The sequence below is a fragment of the Bradyrhizobium sp. HKCCYLRH3097 genome, assembly GCF_051167875.1.
GTDB lineage: Bacteria > Pseudomonadota > Alphaproteobacteria > Rhizobiales > Xanthobacteraceae > Bradyrhizobium.
Genome location: NZ_JBNPTX010000001.1, coordinates 1,257,811 through 1,269,833 on the forward strand (window position 1 = coordinate 1,257,811; position 12,023 = coordinate 1,269,833).

Genomic DNA, 12,023 nt, shown 5'->3' on the forward strand with positions numbered 1-12,023 from the left:
CGACGGCTTCATGGAGCAGGTCCTCTCCTAATGGCCCCGCTGCATCCGCATGGAGCTCATTCGGCCGCCCCGCATCCCCATCGGCGGCATGCCGAGATTGGGCGCGAGCAGTTCGTCGGCCACCTTTCGCTGCTCGTCGGAAAAGGTTGCGACGAGGTCGCTCAGGGCGGTCTTGATCGCTCGCGTGGCGTCGAGGCGAGCCGATAGCGATTTTTCCTGTGCGGTCAGCTGGTCGAGCACCGTCTCCGAGCCGGCCTGCGACATCATCGCAGTCCTGAGATCGCCGAGCGTCTTCGCACGCGCGCGAAACGCGTCGGCGAAGCCGTTCCATGCCGGCATCTGGGCGTCCGTGATCTTGAGCTCCGCCCGCAGGAATGCGATTCGTCCCTCCACATGATCGAGCACCTCCATGCCGCCCATACAATCGTCGGACGGCCGCGTCATGCCGGACATCATCGGCATCATGTTGGACATCGGCATGCCGTCCATCATCTTCATCATGCCGCCGCCCATCATGGTCTGTGACGAACTCGCCCCGCTGGTCGATTTGCCGGCATCAGTTGCTGGCGCTTCCTTCTGATCAGGATGATGGGCCGAATGGTCACTAGAGGATTGAGCAAAGGCGGGATGCGCCAAAGCAGAAAACGCCAACAGAAAAGCCAGGGGCAATTTTTGCATGACCAAGTCCTCCTTCAGGGGGCGATCAACAATGGCCAGACGTGGGCCATTCAGGTTGATCCACATCAACGGTCGGCGGGCTCAGGGGTGACGATCGTTCGTTGTCAGCGCCGGTACGGCTAGTCGCTGACCGTGATCGGGCGCCTTCGCCGCGCCGCCGCGACCACCGGAGCTCCTGTCGCGAAATTTCTCATCGTCTCTCCTCTCGCTGTCGGTGGATCAAGCTGCCCTTTGCACGTCCTGCGACCCGCTCGAAGCGCTTGCCGCCGTCCCGGTTCTGGTCGACAGGCTGCGTCCCTTGACCAGACCGAAGATGGCCGGAATCACGATCAGGGTGAGCAGGGTCGACGAAATCATGCCTCCGATCATCGGCACGGCGATGCGCTGCATGATCTCTGACCCTGTGCCCGTACTCCACATGATCGGCAGCAGGCCCGCCATGATCGCGACAACGGTCATCATCTTCGGGCGCACGCGCTCGACCGCGCCTTCCATGATCGCGTCCTGGAGATCCTGCCGATTCACCGGACAGCCTTCGACGCTGCGCCTCGCCTTCACCGCGGCCAGCGCGTGATCGAGATAGATCAGCATCACGACACCGGTCTCTGCGGCGACGCCGGCAAGCGCAATGAAGCCGACGGCGACGGCGACCGACAGATTGAAGCCGAGCCACCACATCATCCAGATGCCGCCCACCAGCGCGAACGGCAGCGACAGCATCACGATCAGGGTTTCGGTCATGGCCCTGAAGTTCAGATACAGCAGCAGGAAGATGATGGTGAGCGTCACGGGAATGACGATCTTGAGCCGGGCAGTCGCGCGTTGCAGATACTCATACTGCCCGCTCCAGAGTACATAGGTCCCGGCCGGAAACTGGATGCTCTCGGTGACGGCGCGCTGCGCGTCCGCGACGTAGCTGCCGATGTCGCGGTCGCGGATGTCGACATAGATGTATGTCGCGAGCTGTCCGTTCTCGGTCCGGATCGAAGTGGGGCCCCTGGCCGGCTCGACCTTCGCGACCTCGCCGAGCGGCACGGCGCCGCCTGAGGGCATCGGCACCAGGACATCGCCGGCGATGGCCTTCGGATTGTCGCGGAGATCGCGCGGATAGCGCATGTTCACGCTGAAGCGCTGGCGGCCCTCCACGGTCGTGGTGATCGTCTGGCCGCCGAGGGCGGCCGCGATCGTATCCTGGACGTCCTGGACCAGGAGTCCGTAGCGGGCGAGGGCCTCGCGGTTGGGCGTGATCTCAAGGTAATAGCCGCCGATGCCGCGCTCGGCATAGGCCGAGGAGGTTCCGGGGACGGTCTTGATCACCCGCTCGATCTGCTTGGCCAGACGATCGATCTCGGTCAGGTCCGTGCCTATTACCTTGACGCCGATCGGCGTGCGGATGCCGGTCGAGAGCATGTCGATGCGCGCCTTGATCGGCATCGTCCAGGCGTTGGAGACGCCGGGGAATTGCAGCGCCTTGTCCATCTCGGCAACGAGGCTGTCGATCGTGACGCCGGGACGCCACTGCTCCCTGGGCTTGAGGTTGACGACCGTCTCGAACATCTCTGTCGGCGCAGGGTCGGTGGCGGTCGCCGCTCGCCCGGCCTTGCCGTAGACAGAGGCGACCTCGGGGAACGACTTGATGATCCGATCCTGCATCTGCATCAGCTCGGCGGCCTTGGTGACGGAGATGCCGGGCAGGGTGGTCGGCATGTAGAGCAGCGTGCCCTCGTTCAGGCTCGGCATGAATTCGGTGCCGAGCTGGCGTGCCGGCCAGACGGTGATGGCGAGCACGGCGGCCGCGGCGAGGATCACGAGCGTCTTGGCCCGCAGCACACCCTTGATGACCGGCCGGTAGATCCAGATCAGCAAGCGGTTGATCGGATTGCGATGCTCGGGAACGATCCTGCCGCGCACGAAGATCACCATCAGCGCCGGCACCAGCGTCACCGAGAGTAGCGCCGCTGCCGCCATCGAGAACGTCTTGGTGAAGGCGAGCGGGCTGAACAGCCGGCCTTCCTGCGATTCCAACGTGAAGATCGGCATGAACGACACGGTGATGATCAGCAGGCTGAAGAACAGGGCGGGACCGACCTCCGCGGCCGCGTCGATCAGGATCTGGACGCGTGATGCGTCGGGCTCGGCACGCTCCAGATGCTTGTGGGCGTTCTCGATCATGACGATCGCGGCATCCACCATGGCGCCGATCGCAATCGCGATGCCCCCCAGGCTCATGATGTTCGAGCCGAGTCCGAGCAGCTTCATCGCGCCGAACGCCATCAGCACGCCGACCGGCAACATCAGGATGGCGACCAGGGCGCTGCGGACGTGCAGCAGGAACACGATACAGACGAAGGCGACGACGATGCTCTCCTCGAGCAGCGTGTGCTTCAGCGTGTCGATGGCGGCATAGATCAGGTTCGAGCGGTCGTAGACCGGAACCATCTCGACCGATTTGGGCAGGCTGCTCGCGATCTCATGCAGGCGCTTCTTGACGTTCTCGATCACGTCGAGCGCGTTGACGCCGAAGCGCTGTAGTACGATGCCGCTGGCGACCTCGCCCTCGCCATTGAGCTCGGCGATGCCGCGCCGTTCGTCGGGGCCAAGCTCGACATTGGCGACGTCGCGCAGCAGCACGGGCGTGCCGCCTGAGCTCTTGAGCACGATGTTGCCGAGATCGTTGATGCTCTTCAGATAGCCCTTGCCGCGGATGACGTATTCGAACTCGGACAGCTCGACCGTCCGGCCGCCGACATCGGCATTGCTGGCGCGGATCGCATCGCGGATCTTCTGCAGGCTGATGCCGCGGTCGCGCATGCGCTGCGGGTCGAGCACGACGTTGTACTGCTTGACGAAGCCGCCGATGCTCGCGACCTCGGCGACACCCTCGGCCTTGGCGAGCGCGAACTTCAGGTTCCAGTCCTGGATCGTGCGGGTGTCGGCGAGATTCAGCTCCTTCGACATGACGGCGTATTGGTAGACCCAGCCGACGCCGGTCGCGTCCGGGCCGATCGTCGGCGTGATCCCCGCCGGAAGCCGCGAGGCCGCGCTGTTCAGGAACTCCATCACGCGCGAGCGCGCCCAGTAGATGTCGGTGCCGTCTTCGAAGATGACGTAGACGAACGACACGCCGAAGAACGAGAAGCCGCGCACGACCTTCGACTTCGGCACCGTGAGCATCGCGGTCGTCAGGGGATAGGTGACCTGGTCTTCGATGACCTCAGGCGCCTGACCGGGATACTCGGTGTAGACGATCACCTGGGTGTCCGACAGATCGGGAATTGCGTCGAGCGGCAGGTGAAGGAGTGCGTAGAGCCCGGCTGCTGCGGCGAAGCCGGTCCCGAACAGGACCAGCAGCAGGTTGCGCGCCGACCAGGCAATGATGCGGGCGATCATTTGTGGTCTCCCATGCCGGCGTGGTCGCTGCCGGCGGATTGCGCTTCGTCGGAGTCCGCGAAGCTCTTCAGCGCGGCCTTCAGGTTGCTTTCGGCGTCGATCAGGAAGTTGGCCGAGGTGACGACCGCCTCGCCATCCGACAGGCCATCGCGCACCTCGACATAGCCGGCGCCGCGCCGGCCGAGCGTCACGGCGCGCGGCTCGTAGCGGCCGCCGCCCTTGTCGATGAGGACCGCCTGGCGCCTGCCGGTGTCGAGCACGGCATCAGCGGGCACGGCCAAGAGCGGCGCCGGGTCCGCGGTGTCGATCTCGGCATCGACATACATGTCGGGGAGCAGCGCGAGGTCCGGATTGGCGAGCTCGATCCGTAGGCGCGCCGTCCGCGTGTCCTTGTTCACCTGGGGATAGACGACTGCGATCGTGCCGGCGAAGGTTCGGCCCGCGAAGCTGCGCGCATGGATCGTCACGGGCTGTCCGACGGCGATGCTGCCGAGGTCGCGTTCGGCGACATCGACCAAGGCCCAGACCGTCGAGATGTCGGCGATCCGGAACAGCACGTCGCCCGGATTGGCGCGCATGCCTTCGGTCGCATTGCGCTCCAGCACGACGCCATCGCGCGGCGCCGACCATTGAACCGTGATCGGTGCGACGCGCGACCTCTCCATCGCCATGATCACCGGCTCCGGGACGTCCAGATTGGTCAAGCGCTGGCGCGCGCCGCGTCCGTAGGCTGCGTTGCCGCCGACGATGTTGGAATTGATGGTGGAGAGATACTCGGCTGCGGCCGCGGCCATCGCCGAGCTGTAGATCTCCATCAGCGGCTGGCCCGCCTTCACGCGCGTGCCCGTGGTCACGTCGGCGACCTTCTGCACGAAGCTTTCGGCCCGCATCGCGATCACGGAGACTCGGCGCTCGTCGAGCTGGATCGTTCCCGGTGCCTTGACGGCGATGCGGAGCGTGCGCCGCTCGACCGGCGTGGATCTCACGCCCGTCCGCTGGATCTTGCCGGGCGACAGCTTCACCACGCCATCCTCGGCATCGTCGCCCTCGTAGACGGGAACGTAGTCCATTCCCATCGGGTCCTTCTTCGGAGAAGGCGACGTGTCAGGCAGGCCCATGGGATTGCGGTAGTAGAGAATCCGGCGCGAGGAGTCCGCCTGCTGCTTCGGCTTGGCGGGGGCGGCTTGATCGTCGTCGTAGACCGGCAGGTAGTCCCGCCCGCGCTCGTCCTTCCTGGGGCCTGCCGACCAGGCAGGGGCGCCGCTGGGATCGCGATAATACAGCGGCATCCGCTCCGCCGCCGTGGCGGCAAGATGGGGGCGGAGCGACGGCGGCGATGTCTGGATCGACCAGAGACCACCCAAACCAAGGCCGGCGCCGAGCGTAACGGCCGCGAGCAGACGCAATGTGTTCATGACATCACCGTGAGGCGCGCGACGCGCGCGATCCGTTGGGAAGGGCGGGGCGCTCGTCGGGGAGCGCCCCGCAGGCTCACTTCGTCGCCTTGACGACGACCTTGCCGGTGACCGTCTCCGGCTCGCCCTGCACCTTCGCGGAGAGTGTGACCTGGTAGCGCCCGGCCATCGGCAGGTCGGTCTTGAAGGCGTAGACGCCGGGCTCCTTGGACGGCAGCGGCGCCACCTCCGACACCATGTCGGCCATCCCATCCGGCGCCATGTCGACGCGTGTCTTGAAAATGACCGCGTCAGTTACGGCCTTGCCGGTCTGCTTATGGGTGAGACGAACGGCGACCGTGACGTCGTCGCCCTTCTTCATCTCGGCCGTGACGGGCTCGAAGCTGTAGTCGGCGGCGCCGGCGATGGCGGCCGGTGCGGCGAGCGAAAGGGTGGCGGCGAGGGCCGCGGTGCTGATTCTGGAAAGCATGGTCCTGTCCTCATGAATGGATCTCGGCCGTGGCGCCCGCGGCGCGCACGTCAGTCATCGGCGCGCAGACATTGTGCGCGTCGGCTCGTGCGAGATCAGACTCGAGGAGGTCGGAACGGAGGACTGCCGCTGTGAAGAGAAGCGACCTGATCGGCGGGAATGGCGATCCTGGTCGCGCTCACGGCGAGGGGCGCGAAGGCAACGGCCCTGACATCGCCGAGCGCAACCGTCCCTCCCGCGCAGCAGAAACCCATGCTGCATTTGGTGTTGTGCGACGGGGAGCCGGTGCCCTTCATGTCGTCGGGGCAGCATTCGTCCATCGACATGCCGGCCCCGTCGTCCATCTGCATGCTCGTCTGCATCTCGTCCGACGACGCCATCACAGCCGCCGATGCGCCGATCGGCAGCATCGCCACGGACAGGGCAATCGCGAACGCCAGGATGGTACGGACGAGCCGCATCGAGATGGAGTTACCTTTCCGGTCGCAGAGCAAGACAGCTAACATAAGCCAGGCGCCGACGCAGTCGTTGATCCCGCTCAATCCTGCGTGACCATCGCGTCGCCGGAGGCATGACGACGGGCCAGACCAGCACAAGCGATCGCATGAAAGGAAAAGGATGGCGACGGCAAATGGTGGGCGCACAAGGGATCGAACCTTGGACCTCTCCCGTGTGAAGGGAACGCTCTCCCGCTGAGCTATGCGCCCGGTTGCCGGTGGCGGTCGTGGCTGTGAGCCAGCGAGCCGCCGAAGCAGTCCGTCGGAGCCCGCGATTTACGAAGCGCGGGCAGGGGGTGTCAAGGATTTGCGGCGGAGATGGCGAGGAAAACTGCCGGGGTGCGGTGGCCCGTCCTCGATCGGGGCCGAAACCGGCCCTCTCGCGGGCCAGCCTCCATACTGAAGCGAGGGGCAGATATCCGCCGCACTCGGCTCCGATCCGGCGGCCTCAGGCCCCGAGCTGCCGTGCTCGCGAGGCATGAGACTGCAGCGCGCGGATGCGGTCGGCCAGGGTACCGCCCTGGGGCGCACCGCCGGCCGCAGCAGCCGGCGCCGCGGCGACGCCATTGGCGTTGGCAGGCTTGGCGGGGGCCGGCTCGGCGGCCAGCATGGCCTCGATCGTCGAGTTCGGGCCCTCGATCTGCATCGCGAGCTTGGCGACCTCGGCGGCGATGTCGTTGATACGTTCGCGCAACAGCGCGTTCTCCATCCGCTCCTGGGCCCAGGTGCTCTCGGCCTGCTGCTGGATGGCGTTCATCTCGCGCTGCAGCTTGGTGCGCTCGTCGCGGGCGGCCTGCAGCTGCTGTTCGAGGGCGGCCTTCTCGGATTTGAGCCGCTCGAACGCGGCCGACTTGCCGCTGCCCATGCCGGCCAGCTCCTCGCGCAGCTCCTTCAAGGCGCGGTCGGCGGCCACGTTGGCCTCGCGCAACTGGTTGTTCTCGAAATCACGTTCGGCAAGCAGCTTGCCCTGGGTCGACAGCCGGCCCTCGAGGTCGGCGACGCGGCTCGCCAGCATCTCGGCTTCCTTGACCTGGACGATCAGCTGGCGGTCGAGCTCGGTGACGCGCTGGCTGAGATTCTCGACCCGAGCGCGGGCGTCGTTGAGCGCCTTGGTCGCGGTGTCGGATTCGTCGCGCTCCAGCGCGAGCCGCGTCTGGGTCGCGGAGAATTCCTTCTCGGCGTCGGCCACGCGGCTGCGCAGCTCCTCGACCTGGGTCCTGACGGACACCAGCTCGACCTGCCGGCTGTCGGCCAGCAAAGCCTTGTCGTTGAGCTCGGCAGTCAGGCGCACCTGCTCGGCCTGCTTCTCCTTCAGCGCCTGCTCGGCGGCGCGCAGCGCCTCCGTCTTGGCGGCGAATTCTTCCTCGGTGGCGCGCAGCTGATCCTTCAGCGCCTTCTCGCGCGCCTCCAGCGCAAAGATCGCGGCGTTCTTCTCGCCGAGCTCGATCTTCATGCGGTTGATGGCGTCGGTCTTCTTGCCGAGGTCGGCGAGCTGGCCGGTGGCCTTGTTCTTGAGCGCGTCGACGCTCATCTCCAGCCGCCGCGCCGACATCGCGAACTCCGCGCGCAGCTGGTCCTTGTCGGCCTGGATCTCGGCCATCGACAGCGGCGTCGCCGCCTCGAGCCGGCGCGTCGTCAGCCGCACCGCACGATTGTGCACCAGCGGCACGATCATCAGCGCACAGAGCATGGCGATCAGAAAACCGATCGCAAAATACATGATCGGCTCGACCATGACGCACAACTCCCGGTCAGAAATGATTAACGGAATCACAATGCACGGCGGGCTGATTCAACGCCAGCCCAATGCCGTGTTAACCTTGATCCGTCACGGGAGAACGTGTCCTCGCGGCATCAATTGGCGGTATCGGCGGCGGCCTCAGAACGGGTTCCAGGTCGCGCTCGGCGTGAACTTGAGGTAGCCGACATTGGCGCCGAGCCGCAGGCCGATGCCGGACCTGATCGGGACCAGCACGATGTTGTTGGCGGTGAGCGCCGTCATGCCGAAGCCGCCGACGATATAGGCCGAGCCGTCGATGCCGACGAAGCGCTGGTAGATCGCGCTGGTGGCCGGCAGATTGTAGACCAGCGTCATGGTGCGGGCGCCGTCGCCGCCCCAGTCGAAGCCGAGCGAGGGGCCCTGCCAATAGACGCGGAGGTCGCCGGCGTTCTTGGTGTAGAGCGTGCCTTCGCCGTAACGGAGACCGGCGACGAAGGCACCGGCGCCTTCCTCACCCAGGATGTAGCCATTCGGCAGGCCCCATTGGCTGACGGCGCGCTCGATCACCGAGGCGAGGCCGCGCGAGACGTTGCCGAAGAAGCGGTGGCCGGCATTGACCAGCTCGTCCGGGTTGAAGCTGTCCGGGCTCGGCGCAGGGCGCGGCGGGGGGGCGGGCTGCTGATACGGCGGCGCGGCAGGCGGGGGCGCCTGCTGCGCGGCGACCGACGCGGTCATGGCCAGCACGGCCGCGAACGTCGTGGCGGCAAGGCGGGATGCGAAACTCATCGATGGAAATCCCCTGCTATCGGCTGCCCGAGCCTCGCCTTAACCTGACGCCAATCACATCGGGCGATTGTCGGGCGAGGGGCGATGCCCCTGCGACTCCCATGTTATCGGCACCAACTATGACCGCACAACGGCAACAACCGCCCCAGACCGGGTCAAAGTCGCTGTTTCGCCTTGTAATTGCCGCTATCGCGCTCGCTGCGCTGCCGCCGGTCGGCGCGCCGGCGGCCACGACGCAGCGCATCATCTCCGACCGCTTCAGCGGGCTGGCGATCGACGGCTTCGACCCTGTTTCCTATTTCGTGGATGGCAGGGCCATGCCGGGGCTGCCGGATTTCGAGGCGTCCCAGGGTGGAGTGGTCTGGCGGTTTCGCAACGAGGGCAATCGCGCCTCGTTCCTGGCCCATCCGGAGGTCTACGGCCCGCAATTCGGCGGCTACGACCCGACCGATGTGGCTCGCGGCGTAACGGTGGCCGGCAACCCGCGCTTTTTCGTCGTGGTCGAGGAACGGCTGTTCCTGTTCAACCGCGAAGAGAGCCGCGACGCTTTCGCGGCCGACCCGAGCCGCTATCTGCCGGGTGCGGAGGCCCGTTGGCCGGCGCTCGAGGGCGACCTGCCGCAATAGCGCGGCAGGGCTGTCTCAAACCTTCGCCGCAGCCGGGTCGCCCCAGGCGATGAAGGACGGCACGATGAAGCCGTCGGGGCGCTCGCCATAGCGCAAGGGCGCGCCGGTCTCGCTGGTGACGGTGCCGCCGGCGGCTGCGACCACGGCGTGGCCTGCCGCCACGTCCCATTCCGAGGTCGGGCCGAGCCGCGGATAGATGTCGGCCAGACCTTCGGCGAGGCGGCCGAACTTCACGGCCGAGCCGAGCGGCAGGCGCACCGCGCCCGGACGCGCCGCAATGAAGGCTTCGGTGCGGGCATCGCCATGCGACCGGCTGACCGCGGCGACCCATGCCGCGCCTTGCGGCGGCATCGGCCGGGTGCGGATCGGCTCGGCGGCCGCCAGACCCGCCTCCGTGAACGACAGCCGCTCGGCGCCACGGCCGACCAGGCCGCGCCAGATCTGGCCAATGGCCGGCGCGCAGACGATGCCGAGCAGCGGGCTGCCGTCGGTAACCAGCGCCAGATTGACCGTGAACTCGCCGCGCCCGGCGACGAACTCCTTGGTGCCGTCGAGCGGATCGATCAGGAAGAAGCTGCCCTCGAACGGTCCTGCGCTCGCCCCGACCCGCTCCTCCGACAGCGCGGGAATCGCGGGCGCCAGCCGCGCCAGCCCCTCGGCAATGACCCGGTCGGCGGCAAGATCGGCCTCGGTGACCGGCGAGCCGTCGGATTTGTCGGTGACGGCCATGGCGCGCCGGTTGACGGCGAGGATCGCGTAGGCCGCCTCGACGACGAGCTCCGTCAGGGGCGTCATCAGCGCCGCGGCGGCCTCGACCCCGACGGTTCCTGCAGTCGGTGCCGTCGTCATTGCGCGGTGCTCCTTCCGGCCGTTCCGTACGCAGCTGGCATCATCGTATCCCTGTTCTGGCGCCCGGCGCATCCGGGTACGGCCGTTCGCACGTTCATTGCGGCTGCCGGGAAAACCGCTACGTACTTTCCCGTGTCCCGCTCTCAGTTCGGTGGCGGTCCATGCTTTCGCAGTGTATCAAGCGTTAACGCAAGCATGATTCGCCCAGGTTCGCGGATTTCAGGAACATCGAATGTCCGGCACGTCCTCTCCCGAGATCGCCAATCCGATTCCCGCTCCCGATACGCTCGAACTTGCCGCTCTGCTCTGCTCGAAGGTCTGCCACGACCTGATTAGTCCGGTCGGCGCCATCGTCAATGGGCTCGAGGTGCTCGACGACAATCCGAAGCCGGAGGATCGCGACTTCGCGCTGGAGCTGATCCGCAAGAGCGCCAAGACGGCGTCGGCCCGGCTGCAATTCTGTCGCCTCGCCTTCGGTGCGGCCGGCTCTGCGGGCGCGCAGATCGATCTCGGCGACGCCCAGACCATGGCGCGCGGCCACATCGAGGACGCCAAGACCTCAATCACCTGGAATCTGCCGCGGCTGCTGTTGCCCAAGAACCGGGTCAAGCTGCTGCTCAACATGATGGTGGTGGCGCAGCAGACGATCCCGCGCGGCGGCATGCTGACCGTCGACCCGATCGGCGATGGCGAGACCATGAGCTTCCGTGTCGCCGCCACCGGGCTCAATGCCCGGCTGCCGCAGAACATCGTCAATCTGCTCGGTGGCGACTTGCAATCGACCATCGATGCCCACGCGGTGCAGCCCTACTACACCCGTCTGCTCGCCGATGCCTGCGGCCTCAAGGTGACGCTCACCGCCGACGGCAATGCGATGGTCGTGCAGGCGGCCTGATCGGGCGGACGTCCTGCCGCGTCAGTCCCTGCGACCTCGTGTCGTGGGACAGACGCAACAATCCATTCACCATGGTTAATCAAGCCTTGCCGATGTGTCCGAATTTGTCCGGATGCATCTTATCTCTTTGTTGAGTCCGTTCATTTGCGCTTACTCAACTAATATTAAACGCTTTGCACCGAAACTGGCCACGGTTTGAAGGGCGCGTCATGTCGCGTTCCGTTGCGTGCGAAGGCCAGTTTCATGGATGACCTGTTGCGTGAGTTCCTGACGGAGACCAGCGAGAGCCTGGATACCGTCGACAATCAATTGGTGCGGTTCGAGCAGGAGCCGAACAACGCCAAGATCCTCGATAACATCTTCCGGCTGGTGCACACGATCAAGGGGACCTGCGGTTTCCTCGGCCTGCCACGGCTCGAGGCGCTGGCGCACGCCGCCGAAACATTGATGGGCAAATTCCGCGACGGCATGCCGGTGACCGGCGAGGCCGTGACGCTGATCCTGACCACGATCGACCGCATCAAGGACATCCTGGGACAGCTCGAGGCCAACGAGGCCGAGCCCGAGGGCGAGGACCGCGACCTCATCAGCGAGCTCGAGGCCATGGTCGAGCGCGGCATGGCGGCGATGGCCGCCGGCGAAGCGGCCCCGCCGCTGGTGCCGGCCGCGCCGCCCGCCCCCGCGGTGACGCACGGCTC

Annotated in this window: 11 protein-coding genes and 1 tRNA gene; 3 read left to right on the top strand and 9 right to left on the bottom strand. The window is 66.4% G+C overall.

Translation table 11 applies throughout. From position 1 onward, the window contains the following. Window positions 1–27: 27 nt before the first annotated feature. From ACQR0U_RS05645 to ACQR0U_RS05680, 8 genes are all read right to left on the bottom strand, one after another. Window positions 28–744 carry a Spy/CpxP family protein refolding chaperone gene (locus tag ACQR0U_RS05645; RefSeq protein WP_434841690.1) on the bottom strand — a complete coding sequence of 239 codons (717 nt, stop codon included), beginning with the start codon at window positions 742–744 and terminating at the stop codon, window positions 28–30. 153 nt (window positions 745–897) lie between these two features. Beyond that, the gene (locus ACQR0U_RS05650) at window positions 898–4,068 is read right to left on the bottom strand and encodes an efflux RND transporter permease subunit (RefSeq protein WP_434842695.1); all 3,171 of its coding nucleotides are present in this window, start codon (window positions 4,066–4,068) and stop codon (window positions 898–900) included. Continuing rightward, on the bottom strand, window positions 4,065–5,483 hold the full coding sequence (locus ACQR0U_RS05655) for an efflux RND transporter periplasmic adaptor subunit (protein ID WP_434842696.1): 1,419 nt from the start codon (window positions 5,481–5,483) through the stop codon (window positions 4,065–4,067). Before ACQR0U_RS05655 ends, ACQR0U_RS05650 begins: the two co-directional genes overlap by 4 nt. A 76-nt stretch (window positions 5,484–5,559) precedes the next feature. Continuing rightward, the gene (locus tag ACQR0U_RS05660; RefSeq protein WP_315714005.1) at window positions 5,560–5,952 is read right to left on the bottom strand and encodes a FixH family protein; all 393 of its coding nucleotides are present in this window, start codon (window positions 5,950–5,952) and stop codon (window positions 5,560–5,562) included. A gap of 95 nt (window positions 5,953–6,047) precedes the next feature. Continuing rightward, complete coding sequence (locus ACQR0U_RS05665; protein WP_315752732.1) at window positions 6,048–6,413, bottom strand: hypothetical protein; 366 nt, start codon at window positions 6,411–6,413, stop codon at window positions 6,048–6,050. A gap of 171 nt (window positions 6,414–6,584) precedes the next feature. Then, a tRNA-Val gene (locus ACQR0U_RS05670) sits at window positions 6,585–6,659 on the bottom strand. 238 nt (window positions 6,660–6,897) lie between these two features. Further along, window positions 6,898–8,184 (bottom strand): hypothetical protein, encoded by a 1,287-nt coding sequence (locus ACQR0U_RS05675; protein ID WP_315714006.1) that lies wholly within the window; start codon window positions 8,182–8,184, stop codon window positions 6,898–6,900. Between the two features lie 144 nt (window positions 8,185–8,328). After that, the gene (locus tag ACQR0U_RS05680) at window positions 8,329–8,955 is read right to left on the bottom strand and encodes a DUF1134 domain-containing protein (protein WP_315714007.1); all 627 of its coding nucleotides are present in this window, start codon (window positions 8,953–8,955) and stop codon (window positions 8,329–8,331) included. Between the two features lie 119 nt (window positions 8,956–9,074). Here ACQR0U_RS05680 and ACQR0U_RS05685 point away from each other — a divergent pair, with 119 nt between their 5' ends. After that, window positions 9,075–9,581, top strand: a complete 507-nt coding sequence (locus tag ACQR0U_RS05685; RefSeq protein ID WP_315752674.1) for a YHS domain-containing (seleno)protein — start codon at window positions 9,075–9,077, stop codon at window positions 9,579–9,581. 15 nt (window positions 9,582–9,596) lie between these two features. Here ACQR0U_RS05685 and cysQ read toward each other — a convergent pair whose 3' ends face one another. Next, complete coding sequence (gene cysQ, locus ACQR0U_RS05690; RefSeq protein WP_315826143.1) at window positions 9,597–10,430, bottom strand: 3'(2'),5'-bisphosphate nucleotidase CysQ; 834 nt, start codon at window positions 10,428–10,430, stop codon at window positions 9,597–9,599. Window positions 10,431–10,662: 232 nt separating this feature from the next. Between cysQ and chpT the strand changes: the two genes are divergently transcribed. Together chpT and ACQR0U_RS05700 are read left to right on the top strand one after the other, a co-directional pair. Beyond that, window positions 10,663–11,325 carry a histidine phosphotransferase ChpT gene (chpT, locus tag ACQR0U_RS05695; RefSeq protein WP_315752676.1) on the top strand — a complete coding sequence of 221 codons (663 nt, stop codon included), beginning with the start codon at window positions 10,663–10,665 and terminating at the stop codon, window positions 11,323–11,325. A gap of 243 nt (window positions 11,326–11,568) precedes the next feature. Further along, the coding region (locus ACQR0U_RS05700) for an Hpt domain-containing protein (protein WP_434872096.1) at window positions 11,569–12,023 on the top strand (455 nt) is incomplete at its 3' end.

What these genes read in the sequence shown, in the direction of transcription:
- ACQR0U_RS05645 (WP_434841690.1), bottom strand. Translation starts at nt 744, where the DNA reads ATGTGGATCAACCTGAATGGCCCACGTCTGGCCATTGTTGATCGCCCC.
- ACQR0U_RS05650 (WP_434842695.1), bottom strand. Translation starts at nt 4,068, where the DNA reads ATGATCGCCCGCATCATTGCCTGGTCGGCGCGCAACCTGCTGCTGGTC.
- ACQR0U_RS05655 (WP_434842696.1), bottom strand. Translation starts at nt 5,483, where the DNA reads ATGAACACATTGCGTCTGCTCGCGGCCGTTACGCTCGGCGCCGGCCTT.
- ACQR0U_RS05660 (WP_315714005.1), bottom strand. Translation starts at nt 5,952, where the DNA reads ATGCTTTCCAGAATCAGCACCGCGGCCCTCGCCGCCACCCTTTCGCTC.
- ACQR0U_RS05665 (WP_315752732.1), bottom strand. Translation starts at nt 6,413, where the DNA reads ATGCGGCTCGTCCGTACCATCCTGGCGTTCGCGATTGCCCTGTCCGTG.
- ACQR0U_RS05675 (WP_315714006.1), bottom strand. Translation starts at nt 8,184, where the DNA reads ATGGTCGAGCCGATCATGTATTTTGCGATCGGTTTTCTGATCGCCATG.
- ACQR0U_RS05680 (WP_315714007.1), bottom strand. Translation starts at nt 8,955, where the DNA reads ATGAGTTTCGCATCCCGCCTTGCCGCCACGACGTTCGCGGCCGTGCTG.
- ACQR0U_RS05685 (WP_315752674.1), top strand. Translation starts at nt 9,075, where the DNA reads ATGACCGCACAACGGCAACAACCGCCCCAGACCGGGTCAAAGTCGCTG.
- cysQ (WP_315826143.1), bottom strand. Translation starts at nt 10,430, where the DNA reads ATGACGACGGCACCGACTGCAGGAACCGTCGGGGTCGAGGCCGCCGCG.
- chpT (WP_315752676.1), top strand. Translation starts at nt 10,663, where the DNA reads ATGTCCGGCACGTCCTCTCCCGAGATCGCCAATCCGATTCCCGCTCCC.